The organism is Psychrobacter sp. Pi2-1, from assembly GCF_904846645.1.
GTDB lineage: Bacteria > Pseudomonadota > Gammaproteobacteria > Pseudomonadales > Moraxellaceae > Psychrobacter.
Genome location: NZ_CAJHBO010000014.1, coordinates 14,077 through 38,911, shown reverse-complemented (window position 1 = coordinate 38,911; position 24,835 = coordinate 14,077). Strand labels below are relative to the sequence as shown.

Sequence of the window (24,835 nt, the reverse complement as noted above, 5' to 3'; positions counted from 1 at the left end):
CATTGAAAATCGCACGGTTCAGTGCTAAATTCTAGCAAACATCTGCCTCGCGAGTTGCCATGAGCAAGCCTACACCCAATATACCACCTGAACGTCCCAATGAGTCGCCGTCAAACAAGCAAGATGGCACAGTCGAGGAGCGTGTCGATACCACGCTGCCGGACGCACAACCAGTGGTAGATGAGGTGGAAGACACATCAGCAACGCCAGCAACCAACGTCTCGCTCATCAGCGGCAACAGTAAACCGCGTCAATATAAAGTCAATAACCCATCGTTTTTTATGCAACGCGGCTATCAAGTGCTGCTGGTGTTGGGGCTAATTGCTGCGTTTTTCTTGGTCATGGTTTATCAGACGTTGTTTGGGCGTATCGAGCAGCCGCAGCAAATGGTCACGATTGAACCAGGTCAGACGTATTATGGTCTACTACCGCAGTGGCAACAGCAGATTCCGCTGTTTTCGGCAGGCGTGGCCAAGCTGTATATCAAATCGCAAGTCGATGCACCGTTGCATGCTGGTACGTATCAATTACCCGAAAACCCAACTATCGCTGAGGCGCTACAAATACTAGGTCAAGGCGCAAAAGCGGCCATGGTCAAGGTACAGATTATCGAAGGCAAGACATCTAAAGACCTTTACCAAGCTCTACGTGACAATAACAAAATCGAAAAAGAAGTACTGACCGCAGATAGTGACAATGCCAGTATTGCTCAAGCACTAGATTTGACGGGTGTATTGCCAGATAGTGTGGCTAATAGCAGTGACCCGATTGTTAACTATAATCTTGAAGGTTGGTTCGCGCCTGATACCTATTATTATGGTGAAGGAACCAGCGATAAAAAAGTATTGACTGACTTATATAAGCGTCAGCAGCAGGTATTGACTGATGCGTGGGAAAATCGTGCGCCGAACCTCCCTTATAAGAGTCCATATGAAGCGTTAGTGATGGCGTCTATTATCGAAAAAGAGACCAGCGTTGCTGATGAACGTCCTTTAGTCTCTGCCGTATTTAGAAATCGCTTGAATAAAAACATGCGTATGCAGACGGACCCGACCATTATCTATGGTATGGGCAGTCGTTATGATGGCAATATCCGCCGCAAAGACATTAATGAAAAAACGTCTTACAATACCTACCAAATTGATGGTTTACCGCCAACGCCAATTGCGCTACCATCAGCGGCCTCTATCGAAGCGACCTTACATCCTGCCGATAGTGAAGCGTTGTATTTTGTGGCAACGGGCAATGGCGGGCACAAATTTACCAACAGCTTGGCTGAACATAATCAAGCGGTAAAAGACTATCTCAGTGTCATGCGTGAGAAAAAATCTCAAACGCCGCCGCAGTAATATTCCTTCTTAGTCCTCTTAAAAAACTTATCGTTTATTGAGTGCTACAAAGTAGAGGTAGCGCTCATCAATGACATAAGGTCATATCATGTCAGTATCTATGCACACCAGCGCAACACCGTCACATGCCAACACACCATCATCGAATCTACCTGAATCAAGTGCTTCAAATACGGAAACAGCACCTACGTTAGGCCGCTTTATTAGTTTTGAAGGGACTGAAGGCGTGGGCAAAACCACCGCGATTGAACAGTTGTGCTTGCGCTTAGAAGCTAATGGCATTCCATATCTGCGTACTCGTGAGCCGGGTGGTAGCCCATTTGCCGAGCAATTGCGTGACATATTATTGGACCCAGCAACTGATATCGAAGACGATACTGAGCTGCTACTATTGTTTGCGGCGCGCTGTGATCATATGCAGCAGGTTATTCTACCAGCGCTCCAAAATGGTACTTGGGTAATATGTGACAGATTTACCGATTCATTATAATCCGTTATTTTTTATGTAAACTAGTAAATAATATCTAAAAGGCAACTGATACGGTAGGTTTATCGTTCTGATGGTAAAATTTAGATTGTAAATGTAAATATATTAAATTTTTCAATTTATTTGGCTTTTTGGAAACTAAAGTAGCCCGAATAAGAGCCTAAATTTGATAATAAAATTATAAGAATGTAAACATCATGGATGGGCGGTGTAGTACATAAAGTTAAAAGTTAGCATTTTCATAAACGACTCAAATTCAAGATGTCACTAGGGCGTGTACTATCATTCATTTTACAATGAATGATAGTACACGCCAGGTAGGGTATTGACTTAAAATTACGAGCCAACTTCTCGTAGCGAGTAGCGATACTACGAAAATGCTTAAGCCTTGCAAACATATTTTCAACAAGATGACGCAGTTTATACAAATAGCTATCAAACTCTGGATTAGGCTGTTTGGCATTTTTCCTTTTAGGAACGACGGGTATCATATTATGGCTTCGAGCTTTGTCTCTGATAGACTCTGAGTCATAGCCTTTATCAGCGATAAAGTAATCAGCTTGTCCAATCATTTCAATCAATTCACCTGCAACTTGACTGTCGTGGACTTCACCCCCAGTGATTTTAAAATTGAGCGGATATCCATCGGCATCACAGGATAGGTGTATCTTTGTAGTTGCGCCGCCACGGCTTTGTCCAATTGCTCGATCTTCACCACGCCGAGCTCCACTTGCATGCTGGTGACAGCGAACATAGCTTCCGTCTGTGAATATCCATTCCGTATCAATTTCTTTTCGTAAGCTAAAAAAAAATCCGCCCATAAGCCAGTTTTCGACCAGCGGTTGAAACGACTATAGGCTGTTTTCCACGAACATAATTCTTCAGGTATGTCACGCCAAGGCGCGCCTGTGCGTAGCTTCCACAGTATGGCTTCCATGATCTCTCGGCTGTTTTGAGTTTGATAGCAGCCGTACTTTATCATCGTCGATTGCAATTGATCCCAAAGCGTATCTGTTAATGCTTTTCTTGCCATAACTTGTATTTCTCGCATCGACTCAATAGATGCGGTATTGTAACTATTATTTAGGGCTTATCCAATTGAAGACATGCCCTAATCAGGGAGTTGTTATAGGTTTAACAATTGATGTACAGTAAGTTTTAGTTGCAAACTTATCCATCTGATAATCATATTTATAAATAAGCCATTATTAATATATTTTTGCAACAAAGCTGGTTATAGATAACCTTGATTCTACAAATATTTAGGATGTGAATATGACAAATTTGCCTGAAGAAGGTGATAGCCAAAGAATTGGACGATTAGCGAAAAAAGCTTTGACTAATCATATGCCACTTGATTGGATAGAAAAAGAACAAGATGGTGATTCAGACTTTGGAATTGACTACTTGATACAGTTGAAAAATGATAGTAGTCAAGTCGAGTTTAGCTTCTATCTACAGCTCAAAGGTACTATGTCGCCAACATATAATAAAACTCATACATCTATCTCTTACGACTTCAAAACCACTACATTAGCATATTATCACCGACAAGAACCTCTTGTGATGGTAGCGGTTGTAGATATTCGAGATGAAAAAAAGTTTTATGAGTGTCCTATTTATTATTTTTGGCTTGATGAGAAATGGTTTGACAAAAATGCTAAAAAGTTGAATAGTCAAAAAACTATTTCGATAAGCATTCCTACTACAAACCTGCTAAATCAGGATTTAGATATATATAGTTTTTATGCGAATAGATTTCAAGAAAAACTAGCATTCTCCGAGATTAGAAAAGGTATTAACGAATTAGAAAGACCTTTGTTGGATACTTTGAGTTTAATTGCAAAAAACATCGATGAAAAGCCTATTTTTTTGAAATCGATTGAACTGAAAAATGAAGCCCCTTGGATTGATAATCCTAAGGATGAGGTTTCAACTGATTTAAAGATGTGTTCAGATTATTTGTCAAATAATCGCATACAGGCTGCGAAAGTAGTATTAGACAAACTAAATACTAAAAAAGATAACTTTAATACCCATGAAATGGCAGAGTTTTACTATCAAAGAGGTAATATTCTGTCTCATGAAGGATTTCGTGATGATGCGGAAAAATACTTTAAGTTAGCACAAGAGAAGAGTTCTAAAGATCGATATCGTTTGGCATACTTAGAGTCAAAATTTAAACTAGACTCAACACTTTCACAAGATGAGCTCGAAGAATCACTTGACACACTAGGGAGTAGCAGTCTTCCAGAATGCGCACTGAAAGCTAAAATTCTAGCAATGCTGAAGAGACCTACAGAGGCTCTACAACTACTAAAACAATATTATCCCACTGAAACTATGATGCAAATGGTTATATGTACTATAGGATCTCTTCATGAAGAACTAGATCTCATCATTGAAGAAAATTTAGGTCATGAATTTGAGGATGATAGAAAAACCTATATTTTTAATGCATTAGCTGCTAGAAGGTTCTTCCAGAAATCTTCAAATGATGTGGGAATATATGGAGAGATTCTTCCTATTGAGGGAAGACCTGATTACGATCTAGAAGGGATGAAGCAAGCATTTAGTTCATTACAGAAAGCATGGATTGCAGCTAAAAAACTAGGATATCCAAATGATATTACTATGCTTATAGATATCAGTGCATTAATTTACGGATATTTTAACAAATTAGAAGAGCTTACCTGTTATTTTGATGAGATTTTAAGTGAAAGAACATCACATTCAGAAGTCATACGATCATATGTTCGTATATTATTTAATTGTGGGCAATATACAAAAGTAATCGAATTACTTGAAAAGCTAGAGTCACTAGATGGTGATGAATGTAGTATGCATATCCTCTCATGTTATAATTTAAATAAATCTAAACTATGTTTGTCGTTAATTCAAAAATATGAAAGTATTTTATTAAGTTCTTCTAGAGAAAATGTTCCTGCTATTTTTTGTATTGGGGCTGAAATCGCTGACTCAATGTTCGACAAAAATCTAGCTGCTCAATATGAGAAAATTGTAAAGTCGCTCCCAGACGGTGAAGCATTCATTGCGATTCAAGATTTTGTCAATAAGTCCAACCGAGATAAAAGTAGACATAATGAGTTTACCCAAAACTTATATCAAAAATATATAGATTTAGATAAGCCTTTAGTTATCGCTGTACAACTGATTAGATATTTAAATCCTCGGGACAGTATGACTGCTAATCAATTAATTGAGTTAGCAGAGAATATATTAGAAACAAGAGAGTTGAGTAAAAATAGATATTTAGACCTAGCCCAAGCTTTTATCACTACAGAGCGCTGGGCTGATGCAGAAAGATTAGCAGAAAAGAATATTGCTAAAGGTATAGCTATTTCAAAATGGAAACTAGTACAAGCGGCAGCTTTACAAAATCAAGGTAGGGTAGGAGTTGCCTATCAGATTATTGCAGATGTAATTAAGTTAGAGGACATAGGAAAGCAAGAAAAAGATTTTTTTATCAATCTCTCTCTTTCATTAGGCTTAATTGATAATGTAGTCGAACTGCTTGAGGAGAATTTAGCAAATTCGTCTAATATAGAAGATAAAATCTTTATTATTAGACAACTTATTAGTATTTATCCGAACAGAGCTGACTATACGGAAAAAACAAAGACTGCGGTTTTAAAATATGGAACACTTGTAGATCAAAATAACTGTGATCAGGAAGGTGATTATTTACAGTTATGCATGCTTTTGTGCCCATTTGAAAATGATAATCAGTTTACAGATTATACAGAAAGACGAAATGAATATACCAAGAAATTTCCTAACTCTAAAGTTTTTAAGATAGGGAGTATCAATACGGATGAAGGTGCTGAAGGATTATTAGAATCTTTGAGAGACATGGCGGGTATTACTCCAGAACTGATTGAATTATGGGAAAGTAATAAGCAAAAGCTTAGAAGTAGTGAATTAACTATACCTTTTTTTATGAGAGGGCTATATCTACAGGATACTAGAGATATTTTTACTACTTGGTTTTTATCAAAATCTTCTACAGATCAAGAATTAGAATTTAAAATTATACATTCTCCTCAGTTAAATAAAAATGATTTTAAAGACCTAATAGATACGTCTGATGTTTTGTTAATAGAGGAAACTTCAATACTAGTTCTTAATGAATTAGGGATTTTTAATAGCTTCTTGGAGTCCTTACCAAGATTTTCTATCTTGGAAAGGTTCTTTAAAGAACTTAACCTTACAGCTCATGCTCTACTTTCCCCTTATAATAATATTGCAGGAGAAATTTTAAAAGCTATACAAAATAATCTGACTAAGTTAGATTTGATACACTTAGATGAGGAAAGTTTATTACAGTATGACCAATCGTTAAAGGATAAGAAAGGACTTCTAATTACTGATGATTTATACGTTAACAAATTGGTTTCTATAGAAAATCAAGGTGTTCAGACTGGAAATATTTTTAATATTCTAGAGTATTTAGGTGATAAACATGTGTTAGACAAGAGTGTTTTACAAGATAAAATAGTTAGTACCAGTAAGTTAGGTATTATAGACTTAAATATGAGATTAGATTTTTTGGGTGATTCAGTAGATTACTTCTTAGGAAGACCAGAAGTTCTAGATTATAAAGATACAGATTTTCAATATATTTTTGACAAGATAATACTGTTTCATACAAATTTCAAAATAAAATATAAGTTGTTTTTAGATATTTTTCTTTATGTTGACGTGCAGAAAATTAGTCCACAGACTTTACTAACTCTAGTCTATAAACTCATTGAGAGTGAAGATAATTACGAACCGCAGGCAGTTATTACGACGTGGTTAATCCACTCTGGTCTTGGAAGGAAATGTGAGAAAGGCATGGAAACTAATTTTAGTACTGAACATTTAATCTTGTGGAATAAATATACATCAGTTATGGGAATATTAGATCCTGAAAATTCTTCAATTATATCTTTATTAGAGAAGGTCGTGTCTGTAATACTGAACTTAGAACCAGAAATTAAAAGTATAGCGTTTAACAACTTAAAAAGTGGATTTTCTTCAGATTCAATAGAATATAGTAACTTAAAAAGATTAGATCATTTTTTCAATCTATAAAAATGAGCCTCATAATGGCTCATTTTTAAAATTTCGTATTAATAGTTATTGGAGACCATCTCGAATTCTGTGCAACTGCCATTTAGATTAAATACTTACTAATACGGTCATCAAACATAATTACAAAGCGATTTAAAGCAGACGTCCAGTTAAGGATCGACATTGACCTTTAGGATACTCGAAGAATACCGTTAAGCCCTCCCAGTTATTGCGCCAAGAGGTAACCATTTGCGGGTACTCTCTTTACACCAAGTCTTATCAAAGTGCTCAAGGTTTGCCTGTGCTATCTCAAGCCTATCAGCGGCATAGATAGCTTTTAAATCAGCCGCTACTGCTTTTTTATCCGTCCATGGTACAAACTTCATTGAATAGCGCACCATATGTCAGCGAGTAATAAAGTATCATACTGAGATTCGGCTAAACTCTTGATTTTATTACCTGCCATTTTGAGTGAAAAATAATAAAGTATCATACTGAGAGCTATTACCAATAGTAACTTGTTACAATTTGGAGTAATAAAGTTTCATACTCAGTTATCTTAAATATTTCTTCAAAAACCAATTTAAAATCAATATTTGTTGGTTATACCAAATAAACTTGTTGTTAACAGTTGCTTAAACAACTCAAATAGAGGGAGTTTCCTAAAAACTGTGTAACTGCTTATAATCCACTAACAGGAGAATAAGCAATGACTACTCAATCTGACATTAAGAAACTGGCCGAGCAAATGGCTGGTAGCATTAATAGCTTTGATGACATCAAAGATTTTCAAAAGCAGCTCATGCAATCCTTTATCGATACTGCCCTTGAAGCTGAAATGGAAGACCATCTCGGCTACCCCAAACATGAAAAGGCGGATAAGCCTAACAAGCGCAATGGGCACACTAAAAAGACCGTCCGCAGTGATACAGGCGATCTTGAAATCTCCACCCCAAGAGACCGTGATGGCGCTTTTGAACCTGCACTAGTGCGTAAGCATCAAACCCGTATCTCAGGCCTTGATGACAAGATCATATTCCTTTACGCCAAGGGTCAAACCACCACCGAGATTGTAGAGAGCATTAAAGAGCTCTACGACGTTGACATCTCAAGCTCTCTTATCTCAAGAATCACCGATAACATATTAGAGGACATCACCGCTTGGCAGAACCGGCCACTGAGCAGTGTTTATCCTATCGTCTACTTAGACTGCATTGTCGTCAAAGTTCGTCAGGACAAGCAGATCATCAACAAAGCTATCTATCTGGCCTTAGGCGTTGCTCTTGATGGTAAAAAAGAGCTGCTTGGCATGTGGCTATCAGAGAATGAGGGCGCTAAATTCTGGCTTGGTGTTCTCACTGAACTACAAAACCGCGGGGTACAAGATATACTCATTGCCTGTGTTGATGGTTTAAAGGGCTTCCCTGATGCCATTAATACGGTCTACCCTAACGCTCAGGTTCAGCTGTGTATCGTACACATGGTGCGTTACTCAATGAAGTTTGTGCCGTGGACGGATAAAAAGGCCGTAGCGGCTGATTTAAAAGCCATCTACGGCGCTGATACGCTTGAGATAGCAGAGGCCAACCTTGAGCACTTTGATGAAGTATGGGGCAAGGAGTATCCGCATGTCATCAAGTCTTGGCGCAATAACTGGGAGGGCTTAACGGTGTTCTTTGAGTATCCGAAAGACATCAGAAAAGTGATTTATACCACCAATGCGATAGAGTCGCTAAACAGTGTGATTCGGACGGCAGTGAATAAGCGTAAGGTGTTCCCATCTGATCAGGCAGCATTCAAAGTGGTGTACTTAGCCACCCAGCAGGCGTCTAAAAAGTGGTCGATGCCAATCCGTAACTGGACGTCTGCTCTGAATCGTTTTATGATTATGTTTGATGACCGTATCAGTAAGCATTTAATCTAAATGGCAGTTACACAGAATCTGGGATGGTCTCCAAATAGAATTTATTTAACCCCTTTCTCTGCGATTTTTCTTTTCAGAAGTGTTACTAAATTTGTGGTATCGATTTTGCCATCCTCATCTTTATAGTGCAAAGGCGTCACTCCTTGTAAATCACTTGCAAGTTTAGATTCTTGCCCACTTGGAAAAGCAAGTAGTGTGCGCTCTTTGCCCAAATGACCCATAAACAATCCCAATTCAAATACGACATTATCACGCGGTGCAGCTGATTCTACCTCTCTTGATATGACAATATCATCAGCAGTCATGATGGCCAAACCAAAATCATGAGTTTTAACGTGCTGCTCTAAAGACTCTAATGTATAAGAACCAGCTTGAAAAGTCTCTGGTTCACTCCAAAGCGTCACTTCTATATTTGCGTGATGTAAATTAAGCTTTATATCCTCAACTACAGGTATGGCTTCAACGGTGCTCGCGATAAATAACCGTGGCTTTGCATTACGTTGTTGGATTAAGGCATTTTTTTCCTGCATCCTACTATTGTAATCTATAAGCAAAAACTTGTAAGCCATAGGATATTTGTCTAGTAACTCAGTAAACGAATCAACATCAACCTTTACAGTAACTGTATCTACCTTAGCAATTAAAGTTGCTGACCTTGGTTCGGCTGGGTTGATTGCTGACATCTCACCAATAGTGATGCCTGACCCCCTAGAAAATAGTTCTGAGCCATTGATGATCAAGCTTGTGTTACCTGCAATGATGAAGAAAACATCTTGGTCATCATCTCCTTGAGTAATGATGTTATCACCCTGCTCAAAACCTACCACTTGACCTCTTTGCTGAATTTCTTTTGCAAGCTCTATATTTCCATTAACAATTTTTTGCTTTAACAGCTCGCTTATGACAGCTTGATCTTTATTTTTAAATCTTTCTGAAAGCGACATCTTAGTCCCCTATGTATTATTGTTTAACTTACAGTCATCCATTGTCATACAACAATCTACGGCTTCACAAGCTTTCCAAAATTTTCTTTCTTCTAATACTCTTCTTTTTTCATTAAAGGGTATTTGATACAGAATATTAGCGCATTGATGCTTACAATTACCTATCGTTTTATGTCTACGCTTTCCGCTACCGTCTTTGACACAAACACAAAAAGCTCTCTTATTAAGTATTTTATCCTCAATACCTGTGGCTATAAGTTTTGATCCATAATATAAACGATAATGTGATTGGCATGGATAGGATTTAGCAGGACTAACTTCAATAAGTTTAATTTCTTTGAAATCAATACTTAAGTTATTGGCATGCAACTTGAGCAAGCCTTCTTCTACAAGATTCTGATAGTACGCTGCTTCCCCATGACTCCATTCATTAATACTCTTTGGCCACTTTCTATGCTTATTGACGTACTCTTGAGCTCTTAAATACTTTTTAACGACAGAGATCCAATCACTTATTTCTAGGCTATCGACCTTTAAACCTAAGCAAAAATAACCACCCATGTTTATGTGCCTGTTAGGGCAGAAATTTGGCAAAAAACCGCCACTTTCTTTGATCAACAATTCAGAATCAGATTGAGTGGCGGTTAGCTCAAAGCCCTTTCTTTTACCGTTAGACATCGGCACATTCAATGCAAAACAAAGATTGGATGCATTGTCTTTTTTGAAGGCTATACCATCAGCATTGAGGTACTGCTCAAGATCATTTAAATTGGGCATGAGGCTTAAACGCAGGTCGTGATGATATTAGCTCTTCATCCGATGGAGTCGGTACAGAATAAGAGATATCGTCGTACATTGAACTTTCGTTTTTAGCGGTATCTTCTTCTATCGCTTCATTATCAACTTCTTCAATACGCTCAAAGGTTATGTCTGTGGCTGATCTATCAGAAAATAAATCTTCATATTTAGAACCTTCTAATACTCCAAATGCCGTTTTACCGATGCGCGTCTCTGTTTCGTGTTCGCACTGCATTTGTTCTTTTTCGGAGGCTATCGTAGATATCCCTAATGAAAAACGCGTACTATTATCTACGCCCTCTTGACCAACTCTAAGATTAGACACATCACCCAGCTCATAACCAATAGCCAAACCCAAATCGTCGGTTTGAATACCAAATCTATCATTAAGCTTTTCTAGTGATAGGTTAAAGCTGCTTCTAATACCGCCTGATGCCTCAGTGCCAACTTCCACTGTCTTTAGTCTGTCTGTATATTTATTACTACCTTCGCAGATAATGGCATGCATGCAGTCGCCAATAAAACGTACACGCTTACCTTTGAAATCAGTATTGATGCAATCATCCATCTCTGATCTGATCACGTGCAAACAGCGGACAATGTTCTTTTTACCTTGCTCTGAACCAATATTGACGTTCACATAGTTTGTAAATCCATCAATATCGGCATACAAAGAAACCAGCTCTTGTCTTTTAGCCGTCTTATAGTAGTACTTATTAAAGTCAAAATCCTCCAAAGGTGATGCTGCCCGCGAGAACTGAAAATCTTTTAATAGTTTAGGCTCAGGCGCGTTCTTATTAACACTCTCAAGTGACAAACCATTCGGTAGCGTTGTACGATCAACTGATAGTTTGATCTCATCAGAAGTTAACGCTGATGTCTTGGTTTTGTCAGCAGCCACTTTGGACAGTTCAAGAACATCCCTTGCGTTAGTAGTGAGGTAAATTCCTTTTTTGTCACCTGCAGCATGCTTTGCAGCATGATTGGCGGGATTACCTAAAAACAAAGGCTCTTTATTCTTAGCTCGGCCATTATTAACAGCTAAGGCGATACCAGAGTCGATACCCACTCTGATCGTCGCTGCATCGATATAACTGTCGTTACTATCTTTTTTCTGCTGAGCGACAGCATCAATAATCAAATCGCTAAGGGCCACGGCTCTATCTAAGCGCTTCTTCTCATTGTCATAAGGCTTTGTGACGACGGCATGTAGGCGTTGATTGTGGAAGTCTACAAATAAAGACTCGGACTCATCCAATATGTACCTGATGGTTCTAAAATGTGAATCAAAGAATCTAATGGCCCTTTTGTGCGAAGTTTCATTCTCATTACCATCTTTAGTCAATAAGTCTTCAAGATTTAAAATATCAACGTAGATATGGACTGCATCCATTTCATATGCTTTGTTAACTGGTATATTACCCAAACTCATCTCGCGAGTATAAGGCACTATTTCAACATCTTTTACTGAGTCACAAAGTTTATCTATATGACCTTCCGCTCTATCCACATCCCAACTATAGTGCATTTTATATCCTTATTCTAAGTAATCAGTTTTGACATACATGGTGGCTATTACACAATATTTCAATCTAAAAAGAATATAGTTTTCACTTGAAATTAAGATGTTATTTGCTGTAGAGGTAGGTTGTGTCCTTACGGTTCTAGATTGGTATACAACTTTAAGGTCTATTTGATAAAATTTATTAATAAAACATATGTTTATTAATAACGAGTAAGAAGAAGCTGTCTATTAATGACGGAGAGCATAGCTGTGTGTTCAGATATTAACTACCTTCAGTGGAGTTCTTCTCGCTATAAGCGTCTCTTGTGGTACTGCTAAATACTTGTCACGGATATGTTCAAAGTAGGAAGTTAAGCTAGGTGAGCTTATCTTAATAGATGACTGCTTCTTACGATTTTCTTTAACCGTCATTTCAATATATTTTTCAGTCTGCATCCAAGGTTTGTTAGGTAGTATATATCCGTGAGCTTTGAGAGTTTTTGACATCGATTCAGCTATTTTCAGACCAGCCAAGTCATAGTCAGCAAAGATATAGCGTTTACAGTCTTTTTGAGCTAAAGCTTTCAATATAGAAGTTATATTTTTATTGTTATGACCTCGATAGGCAAGCACAGTTACTGCGCCAGTTAACCCTTTTACTAGCTTGGCATGCTGCTCATTAAATCTACAAAATGCATTAAAATTCTCTATGATTATAATGTTATCGATATTCCAATCAGTGAGGTCGTTAATTTCCACACCTAAATAGGCATTCTCTTGAGTTTGCTTATGCGTGTAGTTGTTTGATACATTAATAATATGTTTTTCACTACCTAGTAGACGACACTCAAGAAAGCCTTTGGTAGGTGCTTTACTTAATAATTTATCGTTAGTTGTGATGGCTGTGTTATCTACACGGTCTCTACCTTTTAGCTCATTTAAATTGTGTCTGAGTAGGTCTATCCCTGTTTGAGCTTTTACGATCTCTCTAATACGGCCCCAGCCACCCATATTAATGATCACTTTTCCATTTTCTGTGTAGCCAATACTGGGGTCAAAAGACGCCAATAATACAAGGATATTGTCAGGGCTTCGATAGGTAGCGAATTTCACCCCCAGTATCATCTTCTCTTTCAAGTAATCAAGTTTACCCGCTGTATTTAAGGATTTTTCTAGGTCTACTTCCATATCTGGTCCTTTGATGGCGACTCTTCGTTTCTATTAAACTTTATATATTTAGCATCGATGACATAGCGTGTGTCGCAAGTATCAGAAAGGTTTAGTGATTTTAAATAAACTTTATAGTTAAATTGACCTTTAGATTTAATGATCCTGTCGTCAATAAAATCACTTTTTGCTACTTTTAAGAACAAGGCTAAAAAGGCTTTGTAGCGTATCTTGCGCTTCAAACCTGACAAATCCCAGTACTCCCTGACAGATAAGGCTTTGGTAAAAGGCATGTCGCAATTATCGGCCATATACTGCATAACAAGCAATTTTTCAGGGGAGGGTGGTGGTTTCTTATGTTCTCGGTCAAACTCCTCATACTCACCTTTGTATAGATTATCACTCTTGCGTTTGGGCTTTTTGGCGCTAATTTTACCTACCACAGAGAAAAGAAATTCGCTGTCATCTACAGTTTCAATATTGTGCAAAGTGCCAGCCAAAGCCATACCACCAAAAGCTAAGCCTTTATCCACAATATCGTTATACTCAATATCTATTTTTTCAGGAACGAGTTGACTGTTTCTTAAAGCCTTGCGTAATAGCCAAAGCCTCCTACTTTTCTGATCTTGCTCTTTTTTCAGTTTATCAATTAATATCAGGATTTTTTGTAAGTGGACTCCCATTTCAAGATTGAATCTAGAAATAGAATCCGCCAAATACTCATTCAGTATAGCTGCCGCTGGCGTATACTCGCCATGTAGTTTGCGGAGTTCATCGCGACTTAATATTTCTATTTTTTCGAGTTGAAGTTTGATCTTTTTATTTAAACCTTCAAGAATCTGTCTTTTTACCTTAACGTTTGATGTGTTGTTTAGATCAGAGTTGATGACATACTCGATATTAGCCATCTCACGCCCAAGATATTCAGCGATGGAGATGCAGATATCTCGTATATTAGCCAAATGCATCATCTCTTCACTTTCATCTTCAAACGAATCTGACTGTATTTGCGCTAGGGCAACCTCATTACTGATCTGATGTTTAGACAGTTCAATATCAGGAGCAATATTTGCATTACGAGACTTTCTATCCAGATTCTTTAAGATTGCTGTAAAGTTTGAGCCTAGGGTAATGTTATTAGGATTGATACTGATAACACCACTGTCTTGTAGTATCTGATACTGTTTATGTTTATCGTTGACCAACTCATAGCAGCCATTAGGAGAGTAGGCTTGATAAATCAAATCAGCTTTATCAGTTACAGCTCTACCAAGTGTTCTGATTGTTTCTTCCGATAACCTGAGGCTGACTTTACTCATAACCCAAGCCCTTGCTGCTCAGCAAAGATCTCTTCAGTGGGCTCATCTAATATGTTTTCAGCAATATAATCAAATACATCATATATATAGCCAATTTTTCCTGTTGCTCGATAAATCTTTTTATTGGGTTCAACCAACTTCAGTATTTCGTGCTTCTGGAGTCTTTCTAAAAGAGCAGCTACCTTTTCGTCATTGGGTTTTTTAGAAGCGCCTGTGATCTCAGAAACCTCGTTTAGCATACTTGCAAAATGCTTGTTATTATTTGCTTCTAAAACCAGCTCTGTTTGGCTTAGATTTTCACCAACAGTTAATACATTACCTTCATCGGCTGTTGATAGGCAAGCAATCATTTCTACTATAGGCGCTATGTCATGATAAATTTCATTAAACTGTTTAACCACTGCTCTTCTGTCAGAGTCACTAGGTATATTATTTAAACCAGCATAAACCTCCCCATCACTGAGGGTGACTAGATTGACCCCAAATGGTTGTAGCTGAGACACCATACGATCATAGGCTACTTTGTTATCTCTTAGATGCCTATATGCCTCTGGATAACTCACAGAGCATATAAATTTATTGTTCATTAACAATCTTAGTATTTCATGCTCTTTCATTAGGAAAACACTCCAAATTCCTCAAGTTCTGAATCCTGAGTCAACATATACATATCATCCGTTTGAGAGATTGAGTACATATTTCTGGTTTTATTGTGATGGCAGGCAATATTATTAGCGAATAAGGGGACAACCTCATCATCTGGATTCTCAGGAGCGGCGCACATTGCTGATATACCAAGTTTTTGTAGCAAGTTTAATAACTCACGAGTATTTTGCGGATCTAACACGCCAATTTCATCAATAAAGAATTTCAGCTCGACCTCATCGCTCGATGTGGTTGATATAACTGAGAGCAAAGAAATATAAATGATGAGCTGAGCAATACGCATGGTGCCGTTTGACCCCATATCTTTAAATACCTTTGCTCTTTTGGTTTCCTTGATTTCACCGCCGACCTGTTTGATCCTTAGACTGAAACTAAACTGCTCTGACAGTTTGATATTCATCTGGTTTTGACCAATATAGTCTTGCACGAGTTGTAATTTGGACAGCAGCTCCTGATTAGGCATACGCGTTGTGTCATGGATGTCCTCATTAGCCCATCTTTGATGCGCATCAGTGAAATCAGCCAAGGTGGAATACCATTTGTTTTCTTTGATTCCCGAACTTATAGCTATATGAAGCTCCTCAATGGCTAAAGCTTCTAGTTTTTCACAAACCTCTTTGCATTTGGTATTAATACGCTTCGAAAAATTACTCAAGCTATTATGAGCATCATCTAGCTTTGATTTAAACTCTCTAACTTGGTGAGCTGTGACTCGGTACTGGCCAATGAGTGTATCTTTTTTAATTTCATGCTCGTTGTTTAGGTAGTCGCTAAACTTTCTAGCTTGTATGTACCAGTTTTCCTGATCAGGTATGCTGAGTAGGATACGGTCAGACATTAAGCTCTCAAACATAGACCCATTGGTGGTAAAGGGTTTTCTTATGGTCTTTAGTGCATAAATACCTTTTTCCATATTCTTTTTGGTGTCGCGAACCAAAGATTTGGCATCGTTCAAGACTGCTAAGCTTGCATTATGCAAGTCTTGCAAAGAATGTCCCATATATTCAGGCTCTAAGGTATGGTCTGCAACCAAAGCTTGATCAAAGGCATTACTGGCATTACTTAAGCTTTCTTTGATACTTATCAGATCGGTTTTTGCGCTCTCAATTCGATTGTTAATGATCTTCGCTTTCTCAGCAAGGGATTTGGCATCTTCCTGCTTAGATATCAGAGCTTTATCAAAAGCCGCTTGTTTATCCACTAGCTCAATTGATAGACCATTGCGTTTTTCGAACAGCATAGGTAAATTTCGATATTCTTCATCAATAAACTCATGATAGTGCTTAACGCGGATTTTGGCTTTTTCAGCAACATCTAATTTTGTGGATAGCTGCTGCACTTTGGCTATAGTCTGAGCTATAACGTTATCATCGTAGCCATTTTCATCAATAGCTCTGTCGTGACGTTCTTGAGCCTGATCAGCTTCAAGTTTCAAGCCTTCAAGCTCTTTAACGTATTGTTGCTCTACTGCCTGTTCTCTTTTTTTCTTATCTTCTTTCAGTCGTTCAATAGCCAACTTGTGATTGTTTTCTATCTTCTGCTCAGCGTCATTCATCTTGGCGTCAGTAGCCTTAGATTCTGATACTTTGTCATTAATTTTATTTTTAATTTCGTTTAATTGGTTCTCAATATTACTCTTAGCTTCTTCAATTTCGTTTTCAGCTCTTATTTCTAGCTGTTTTTGCGTCGTTTGTTTATTTTCGATGTCTTTTTCAGTGTTAACCACATTGGTATTTGCCTTATAGACATCTTCATTGGCTTTTTTCTTAGTAAGCTTGGCTTGATGAATTGTTTTTTCGAGTGATGAGATATTAGCTCTACGTTTTAATATCTTATCCTCTAACACCAGTCTTTGCTCAGTAATACTTTCAAGGGTAAGTAGTTTTTGAGGATTATTAGTTGTGTCTATTCTTGATGTATCAAGATACAGACCATACAAAGCCTCGTCGTCTGATTCTTTAGGTGCAAGCCATTGAGGTGATAGGTCGGAGCGGTTGAATAGGGATGGATCGATAGTTTTTCGTATCTGATTGATCAAAGGCGAAAGCACTTCATCGGATTCATTTCTCAATAAGAAACTGAGCAATGTGTCATCTTTGAGCAAAGCATATAGGTCATCAATGTTCGAGGTCTTGTCAGCAATATCACTTAATAAGCGTTCATGCTCTTTTTGTAGTTTTTCATACTCATTACTGGTCTTATCTAGATATTTTTCAGCTGCTCTTTGATTTTTTATATCCTGATTAAGTTGAGTTTTAGCATTGTCTAAATTTAGCTTCAGGCTCTCTATTTCATTGGTAAGCTCGATACTACATCTAATATTCTTTAATTCTGATTCCAGATTATTTTTATCGATAATAAGCTGGGTATGTTTTTCCTTGATGGCACTAGACTTGATCTCATATTCTTTTTTAATTAAGTTAAGCTTAGCAGCCTTATCGTCACCTAAATTTGAAAGAGACTCGTAATAACCTGTTTTAATCTGCTGTAGCGTTAACTCTTGTTGTGAAGCTAGTCCACCTTTTTTAGACTCTATTTGCTTCAAATCTTTAGCAAGCTGATTTTTAATGCTTTCGATTATTTTAGTGGCATCTTCTTCGTCTTTGCGTAGAGCTTTGAGTCGCTCATTCTCGTGCTTTATTTGCTCTTCAAGTGACGAGATCCCTCTAATCATATTTTGTAATATGGCCAATGGTTGATGATGCCCAGGTACACCCTCTTCAAAATCTCGTTTCGCTCTTTCAAGCTTTATTATCTTAGAGCTCAGATCATCTATTTCATTCTGCAATTGGCCTTTTTCTTTATCCCAAGCAATTTCAATCTTGGTAATTGCTTGCTCTAGAGCTTCAACTTTTAATTTGACATCATCTTCAATGGTTTTATTTTCTGCAATCTTTGTATCAAAGGCTTTGACTAAGCCTCTGAGCGTCTTAACTATTATCGATAGGGCGTTTTGATTAGAGGCGTTTTGCTCAACATATTGGCCTAGTTCGTTAAACTTACCTCTAAGTTGCTCAACCTCATTCCATGAGTTGCGATCTGAAAGCCACTTATTGGTATCAACCCCTTGAGAATCTATAGAAATCTCATTATTCTGAACTTTATTTTCCGTCTTCATTGCTTCAACCAAAAACTCACATATTTGATCAAACTCAATTTTACTTTTTAGAATATTGCTAGCGATTAAGGAAAATCCGTAGAAGCTACCTTTACCGACAGCCAGTGAGTAATCAGGACGAAGCGAATTGATGGTCTGTAGAGCTTTAGATGAACGAATAGAGGCTTTTAAGCGTCTATTAGGACAATTAGATATGATGGCCTCGTAAGCCAGCTGCTTGATATTATTTGAGACGTTAAAACCTTGAGATTCGATTATGCCTTTAACTTCTTCAAACTGCCTAAATCTTCGCTGATTGGTAGCATCTTTTGTGACAAACCAGGTTTCATTGTATCCAGCATTGATAAAGTTGAAAATTTGTTGCCCCTCACTGCTCCGCCTGAGGATCACGCATTTTTTTTCGCCCTGTCTTCTATATTCATAAACCAAGTAACTGTCATCATAAGGAAGATAAAAGTCAATAAAGCTTTTAACCGCTTCATTCTTTTTAGAAACCTCACTCAATCTAGTGCCAAAAAAAGGAATGACTGCTCCCATCAAGGTGGTTTTGCCTGCGCTATTGCGCCCCGTAATGATTGTGTTATCACCAACTTCAATAAGGTGGCTTTGACCTTTAGGGTAACTGTTGATCAATGCGACACGTAGAAGCTTATTGATATCTTTTATAACTGGTTTCGTATTGTCTTCGTTTGCTATGCTTAAGGCTTCATCCGTTTTCAGCATCTTTAATCCTTTCTATAATATATAAAACCAAGTTTTAAATTCTTGAGTTATTTCAGTCCACTTCATTTCACTTTTATTATGAGTGTTCACAATCATATCAATATTATCGTATTTTTAAGAGATTTAGGCATTAGTTTGTATGAACAACTAAACAATATACGACAACTATTGTCGCATCAATTTCTAAGCTATTATTAGAATCATTAAAAAAGCCAAATACACTTAGTATTTGGCTTTGGTCTTAGGCACTTGAACTGTATTTGGCGCTTTAGGCTTTACACTACTTTAAATTATTTATTGTAATTGAGTAGTTAGTATTTTGCGCACTTCCTAGGGTAGCATAACCCACTTGTCCAATAGCCTGCTGTGGTTTGTAAGGATTAAACAGTTCATCGAGAGTGTAATGAAAACCACAATCTTCTATGCCAAACACGTAATCAAAAAATACTTTAGTCATGGCAGATTGGGGATGACTAGCGTCACGATGAGACTTGTTAGAATACCAACTACCACTAGATATCTTACCGAAAACCCGTTCGATATTACCTGAAATGGAGTTTGAGGCATGCTTTCTAGTAATATTTGGTTTCTGCACGTATGCAGCGGCACTTTCAACCGCTTTATAGATTATATACTGCATAACAGAGACAGAGCATTCAGCTAAACATGCTCTAAGTAAGCTTACAAGCTTCTCACCAATAGGCGGTGCCAAATTGTTTAGTTTTGACCTAGTAATCAGATAGCTTAGGCACTCTCCTAGCTGTATTTGCTGACACCATATTTCAAACTGAGTATTGCTGACTAAAGCACTGATATTCTTTTTGGATTTAGCATCTACCATTATTTTAGTCAGGTCATTAGTCTCATAAGCAAACTCAAAAGTTGCCTGATAATAATCAATCTCTAACTCTTTTTCTTCATTGACACTAACATATTCATAGCTCTCTTCAGGAGCCAATAAAAGTAGATTTAGCTTGAAAAGATGGTGAAGTATTTTTTGATCTAGTCCAAAGAACGGTGATAAAAATAGTGATATATTATCGCGCAGAGAGATCGTGGTTTTTAGGTTTTCTGCTCCTAGGCTTTCTATAGTTGCAGCAAGTAAAAGCTTATCTACTTCATTAAGCTCAGTTATTAGCGGGACCGCAGTTAATTGCGCACTTCTATAGTCATTAATATATTCGAGAGCCGCTTGTCTTCGTTCTTCTTCTAAACGCTTTTGTTCAAGCCGATACTCTAGATACTCTTGTTCTCTTCTTTCTTGAAGCACTTTCCAACAACTGTCACAACGCCAACTATCAGGTTTTAATTGAGTCAGCTGTGAACGAGTATAGCAAACCTTAGTTTTACCACATTCTATGCATTGGCAGTCTAGTACAACAAGATGGGCATTTGCTTTAACAATACTGGGTACGTCTTGATGTTTAAGGCCAAACTCCTGACCTATTTCTTTACAAGTATATATATAGCCACTTCGTTTATCGCTCTCACGTAGCCAGTACTTCTCACAGATAAGTTTATTCGTCTCTGTAGCTTCTGACTGATACTCTAGTTTTGTTTTCATACCTACCTTTAATACCGACTATATCCCGTGGATATTATAGCCTACCACTGTGAGTATTGCTATTTTTAGCAGTGGTTAATGAGATGACGACAGATGAACGTATGATTGCTTTTGGAAAGCGTGTTCGTGAGGTACGAAGAAATAAAGGAATATCTCAGGAAAAACTGGCTGAATTAGCAGGAATCGATAGAAGCTATATGGGAAATATTGAGCGTGGTGAGAAGAATATCACGCTCAAAAAGGTCTATGAAATTTGTGATGCTTTAAAGGTTGATATTAAAGAATTGATTTAATAGAGCTAGTATGTAGGAATTTCATAACACTAAACCTGAACGAGCTTGAAAAGTTTCAGAAGCAACATGAAACGAAGAACGATAAGGAGTATAGAGTCTGAGGTGGTTTGCTTGAAAACCTTTGTAATACTCATAGGGCTAAAATGAAGTTGATAATATCTGCACTGAAATAGTTAACTATAAGTTGTAAAAAATATATCAGATAATTAAGTAAAGTCCAAAATGATATGTTTTAGTTGGCCTATATTGGCATGGTTATCAGACTCATAATAACTGCTATGTAAAGGGAATGTTTTAGACACCAAGCTTTCAGCACTTTTACCATCTAATGCAAGTAGCTTATTAATTCCTTCTACTGTTTTTTGCTCATTACCTTCTATAAGATAACCTATCATATTTCCTAATGGGTATTTTTGAGAAATAAACCTATCCATACCCTCATTGATATAAGCTCGCTTTAAAGTCGAGTCTTTTTCTTTCAAACGTTTGGCTTCCATCTGACAGGTGTGTCGATTTTTACTCCATATTTTGAATAATACTAAATCTAATCTTGAAAGCTTATCGGCATAACCTTTGGTTTGTTTATTTAAAGATACTAATAACTTACGCTCAGTTATAGCTGTTATTTCCTTATCTATAGAGGCTTTGTTGCTATTGATATAGCAACAAAGCATTTCTGTAAAATCGTTTTCATACCATTCTAATTGATACTTTTTTTCAGAAAGCGCCTGACTATAGGCATTTATCAGTAATTCAATACAGTCTTTCTCGAAAGCATTCTTGAATGCATTTTGAATAGTAATTGATAGTGCCATTTAAACCCCGTTAAGTATTTCAAGGATCAAGTTGGAACCATCTTCCATCGCCATAGATTTTGACCAAAATCGACGTTGGTTTGGACGAATAATAAAAATATTATCATCTGATTTATAGTTTAATGTTTTTCTAAAATAAATATTACTCGCCTTTTCTTCCCAAAGTTTTTCATCTAATAGCTTTAATTGAGCAGATATATTCTCACTAGAAATTTGTATTGTTTCTTTTACTTCAGAAAATGATAGCTTCACAATCATCAGCGGACTATAGTGGCTAATATCGAAAATAGTCGCATTTACATACAAATTTTGATCTTCAATAAAGGCGTTTAAATTGTCAATAATGACTTTTGAATAATCCGTTATTTGATCTTGCTGTACTGAATGTAAAGCAATGGACTGTGACTGTTTGTCAAATAAATCTAAGTTGTAGGTTAAATTGTCACTAATAGTTAAACCTGCTTCTTCTGAGGCATCAAAGATATCAGATACTAGAATAGAATCTATTTCTTGTTCTATTTCAGATATTCTTGTATTAGCTAAGTTAAACTCAGACTGAATGGTCTTAATTTCATTGAATTTATTTTCTATTAAAAATAGTGTTTCATTACTCAACAATGGCATCAAAGCTGGGCTTTCTAAGATTTCATCCATGAAAATCTGTTCTCTTTCGATACCCCAAGACGAGCTTGTTAAAAACAATAAATATGTCATCACTTTGGAGTTAAGAACACAAACCAAGACTTTCTTGTCCTGTACAGCTACACTGCCGTTAAATACATAACAAGCAGTTGTACAATAAGAAAAATAATCAATATAAGAAGCTGTAAGTCTCTTTTTATGTTGACCTTTTTTCATGATGACAAAGGGTGGCTTAAATAGCCCTTTATTAATTGACCTAAATTCTTTTAGATTAGGTTCAGAAGCTGATTCAGGCGTATAGTATCTTTCGATATATCTAGTATTAATGACTTTTTCAGGAGTAAAGTTGATATGACTTTGTTCCCCATGAAGACCTACTTTTGGTTCTTCCCACTTATTGTTTGAGTTTTTTAAAAACTCTTTCATAGAAGATGTTTTGTCCGTTAAATCTTCAATCAACTTCCAATCTGCAACACCTCCCCACATAGCAATTTTCCATATTTTGCTATTTGGATTTTGACACTCTACTCTAGGTAGATGCTTTATATCTGTACGGTCAATCTGCAAACCTTCAATCACATTAGATTTAACATAGGTTTTGGGTGCAGCATACTCAATTTGAGTCGATGGGTTTTCAGGTGTTTGGCTTTGATAATAAACAATACTTATTGGTCCAACAGCATCACCAAATAAATGACCACCAAAACTCTTCGGAGCTTTCCGCAAAATTGAAAAATTGAAAACTTTTTCTACATAACATTCATTAAACAGCCATTGCCTAAAACTTTGATATGTACCACCCGTGTTAGTCAATACCTTAGTATTGAAGATCAGTGCAATTTCTCCATGGGGTGCAAGGTCGACTGCTTTATGTAAAAAAGGTAATACCATTTCTTTGGCAAAATTATACTTATCGCAATACTGCCGAATTGATTGCGACAGTTGTTTAGTACCAAAAGGCGGATTACCAACGATTAAATCAAACCCATTACTCTCAACTTCTTCATTTACTTCGATTGTATCTCTACAAAATAAATTATGGCCTTGAATCTTTATTGTGTGATCATTTGGATCATTGATTAAATTAGGTAATAAATGACTCTCTTTTTGCCAAATAGTTTTTGGATCTAGGAAATCGACCAAAGCAAGGTATAAACTAAAAGTTGCAACTCTAATTGATTGTGGCTCTATTTCTATCCCAAAAATATTTTCTGTCAGCAATTTCTTTAGTTTTTTGAAATCAGTGAGCTTTTTGCCATGATGATTTTCATAACGTTTGACAAGGCGTTTAAAGCTTTCAACCAAGAAGATCCCTGAACCACAGCTAGGGTCAAGGATTTTGACATTATAGTTAGTATATGATTTAGCAGTTGGAAGTTTTTCATTAAGAATAAACTCAACTAATGATGGAGGTGTATAAAATGTTCCTGATCGTTTTTTCTGTTCTGGATTGGACTCTAATAAAAAACGTTCGTATATTTCACTCAAAAGCTCTATTTGAATAATACTGAAGTCAAATAATCGCCATTCAGAGAATAAGTCAACTTGCGCAGTATCTTCATTACCACTAATAAAGCACTTACGAATAACGGCTAGCTGTTCTTTAGTAACCAACTTCATCTCGTCTGCTTTGACAGTAAACACATTACCATTGAAATGTGCTTCTAGCTTTCGATATAGATGATAAGTATCTTCTACATTTTGTAGAATATCAAAATAGCATGTTGCTTTTGCATTGATCTGCTGATAAAGATTGTCATCAGTTGCACCACGATCTTCTAGGTATAACAAAAAAACGGAACGTAAAATAAGTTTATGAATTAAATCTTCTGATAGTCCGTCAGCTTCAAGTTGTTTGGTCGTTTCTACCAAACTATCAACTAAGTACCTATCAACTCGACGTTTCAAGTTTATTTTTGTGCGAATCTTATCAGATTCTTCCAATGTCCAGACAATACCAGTATCTATCGCAATTCTAGAAAAAACTCTATTCAGTTCTTCTAGGTGTTGTTGATTAGATAAGCTGTATTTTCCAATCTCTAAACCTTCTAGTTCTTTTTCATAATCTGTTTGTTGTGCCTTTAGGATTGGCTTTCCTGCACAGTTATAAATGCGAATTTCAGTGTCAGAAAACACATATAAGAATAAAACCTTCTTATAATTCCAGATATTTTTTTGTGTTTCGGCAATTTCAAGAAGTGCCATGGAATCAAATGTTGAAACTTTTTTTAGAAAAATAGCTGGGAAGCTAGAGCCGTTTTCATCAGTATTAAGATATACTAAATCTACATTTAAATCTTTAACCTGCTGTAAAACAATAGCTTCACTTTCCGTACATTCATTTGAATGAACAGAAACCGCTCTATTGAAGCCCAAAGAGGCTATTAAGTCTTTTCCAGCATCGATTAGCATAGTAATTCCGCCAAGCTCTCTATGATAGAAATCA

At 36.8% G+C, this 24,835-nt stretch carries 16 protein-coding genes and 1 pseudogene; 5 read left to right on the top strand and 12 right to left on the bottom strand.

Annotated features, from left to right (window positions below):
• Positions 1-59: 59 nt before the first annotated feature.
• Both mltG and tmk read left to right on the top strand, forming a co-directional pair.
• Positions 60-1,349: an endolytic transglycosylase MltG gene (mltG, locus tag JMX91_RS08975; protein WP_201548683.1), complete on the top strand. Its 1,290-nt coding sequence runs from the start codon at positions 60-62 to the stop codon at positions 1,347-1,349.
• Positions 1,350-1,449: 100 nt separating this feature from the next.
• Positions 1,450-1,833, top strand: a pseudogene (gene tmk, locus JMX91_RS08970) (dTMP kinase); the annotation flags it as partial.
• A gap of 242 nt (positions 1,834-2,075) precedes the next feature.
• Here tmk and JMX91_RS08965 read toward each other — a convergent pair.
• Positions 2,076-2,869, bottom strand: a protein-coding gene (locus JMX91_RS08965) for an IS5 family transposase (RefSeq protein ID WP_201548734.1) whose coding sequence is annotated in 2 segments (ribosomal slippage) — positions 2,076-2,662 and positions 2,662-2,869 — 795 coding nt in all. Because the reading frame shifts where the segments join, the coding sequence is not laid out codon by codon here.
• Between the two features lie 242 nt (positions 2,870-3,111).
• Here JMX91_RS08965 and JMX91_RS08960 point away from each other — a divergent pair.
• On the top strand, positions 3,112-6,933 hold the full coding sequence (locus tag JMX91_RS08960; RefSeq protein WP_201548682.1) for a DUF4365 domain-containing protein: 3,822 nt from the start codon (positions 3,112-3,114) through the stop codon (positions 6,931-6,933).
• A 191-nt stretch (positions 6,934-7,124) separates the two neighbouring features.
• Here JMX91_RS08960 and JMX91_RS13315 read toward each other — a convergent pair whose 3' ends face one another.
• Positions 7,125-7,298 (bottom strand): hypothetical protein, encoded by a 174-nt coding sequence (locus JMX91_RS13315; protein WP_227679346.1) that lies wholly within the window; start codon positions 7,296-7,298, stop codon positions 7,125-7,127.
• A 323-nt stretch (positions 7,299-7,621) separates the two neighbouring features.
• Between JMX91_RS13315 and JMX91_RS08950 the strand changes: the two genes are divergently transcribed.
• The gene (locus JMX91_RS08950) at positions 7,622-8,836 is read left to right on the top strand and encodes an IS256 family transposase (RefSeq protein ID WP_201548681.1); all 1,215 of its coding nucleotides are present in this window, start codon (positions 7,622-7,624) and stop codon (positions 8,834-8,836) included.
• Positions 8,837-8,877: 41 nt separating this feature from the next.
• Here the strand turns inward: JMX91_RS08950 and JMX91_RS08945 are convergent, their stop codons facing one another.
• The 8 genes from JMX91_RS08945 to JMX91_RS08910 form a co-directional block, all read right to left on the bottom strand.
• Entirely contained in the window at positions 8,878-9,780 is a 903-nt protein-coding gene (locus JMX91_RS08945) for a TIR domain-containing protein (protein WP_201548680.1), read from the bottom strand.
• Positions 9,781-9,789: 9 nt separating this feature from the next.
• Positions 9,790-10,557, bottom strand: coding sequence for an E2 domain-containing protein (locus tag JMX91_RS08940; RefSeq protein WP_201548679.1), 768 nt, complete (start codon positions 10,555-10,557; stop codon positions 9,790-9,792).
• Positions 10,541-12,106, bottom strand: coding sequence for a transcriptional regulator (locus tag JMX91_RS08935; RefSeq protein ID WP_201548677.1), 1,566 nt, complete (start codon positions 12,104-12,106; stop codon positions 10,541-10,543). The genes JMX91_RS08940 and JMX91_RS08935 overlap by 17 nt, the downstream gene beginning before the upstream one ends.
• 252 nt (positions 12,107-12,358) lie before the next feature.
• Positions 12,359-13,270 (bottom strand): DUF2399 domain-containing protein, encoded by a 912-nt coding sequence (locus JMX91_RS08930; RefSeq protein WP_201548676.1) that lies wholly within the window; start codon positions 13,268-13,270, stop codon positions 12,359-12,361.
• Positions 13,261-14,568, bottom strand: a complete 1,308-nt coding sequence (locus JMX91_RS08925) for a hypothetical protein (protein ID WP_201548675.1) — start codon at positions 14,566-14,568, stop codon at positions 13,261-13,263. Before JMX91_RS08925 ends, JMX91_RS08930 begins: the two co-directional genes overlap by 10 nt.
• Positions 14,565-15,185: a condensin complex protein MksE gene (locus JMX91_RS08920; protein WP_201548674.1), complete on the bottom strand. Its 621-nt coding sequence runs from the start codon at positions 15,183-15,185 to the stop codon at positions 14,565-14,567. Before JMX91_RS08920 ends, JMX91_RS08925 begins: the two co-directional genes overlap by 4 nt.
• The gene (locus tag JMX91_RS08915) at positions 15,185-19,075 is read right to left on the bottom strand and encodes an ATP-binding protein (protein WP_201548673.1); all 3,891 of its coding nucleotides are present in this window, start codon (positions 19,073-19,075) and stop codon (positions 15,185-15,187) included. Before JMX91_RS08915 ends, JMX91_RS08920 begins: the two co-directional genes overlap by 1 nt.
• Before the next feature lie 280 nt (positions 19,076-19,355).
• On the bottom strand, positions 19,356-20,639 hold the full coding sequence (locus JMX91_RS08910; RefSeq protein WP_201548672.1) for a hypothetical protein: 1,284 nt from the start codon (positions 20,637-20,639) through the stop codon (positions 19,356-19,358).
• A gap of 83 nt (positions 20,640-20,722) precedes the next feature.
• On the opposite strand from JMX91_RS08910, the gene JMX91_RS08905 reads away from it, so the two are divergent.
• On the top strand, positions 20,723-20,932 hold the full coding sequence (locus tag JMX91_RS08905; RefSeq protein ID WP_201548671.1) for a helix-turn-helix domain-containing protein: 210 nt from the start codon (positions 20,723-20,725) through the stop codon (positions 20,930-20,932).
• Between the two features lie 206 nt (positions 20,933-21,138).
• On the opposite strand, the gene JMX91_RS08900 is transcribed toward JMX91_RS08905, so the two are convergent.
• Positions 21,139-21,747 carry a hypothetical protein gene (locus JMX91_RS08900; RefSeq protein WP_201548670.1) on the bottom strand — a complete coding sequence of 203 codons (609 nt, stop codon included), beginning with the start codon at positions 21,745-21,747 and terminating at the stop codon, positions 21,139-21,141.
• Complete coding sequence (locus JMX91_RS08895) at positions 21,748-24,801, bottom strand: class I SAM-dependent DNA methyltransferase (RefSeq protein ID WP_201548668.1); 3,054 nt, start codon at positions 24,799-24,801, stop codon at positions 21,748-21,750.
• Positions 24,802-24,835: the final 34 nt, after the last annotated feature.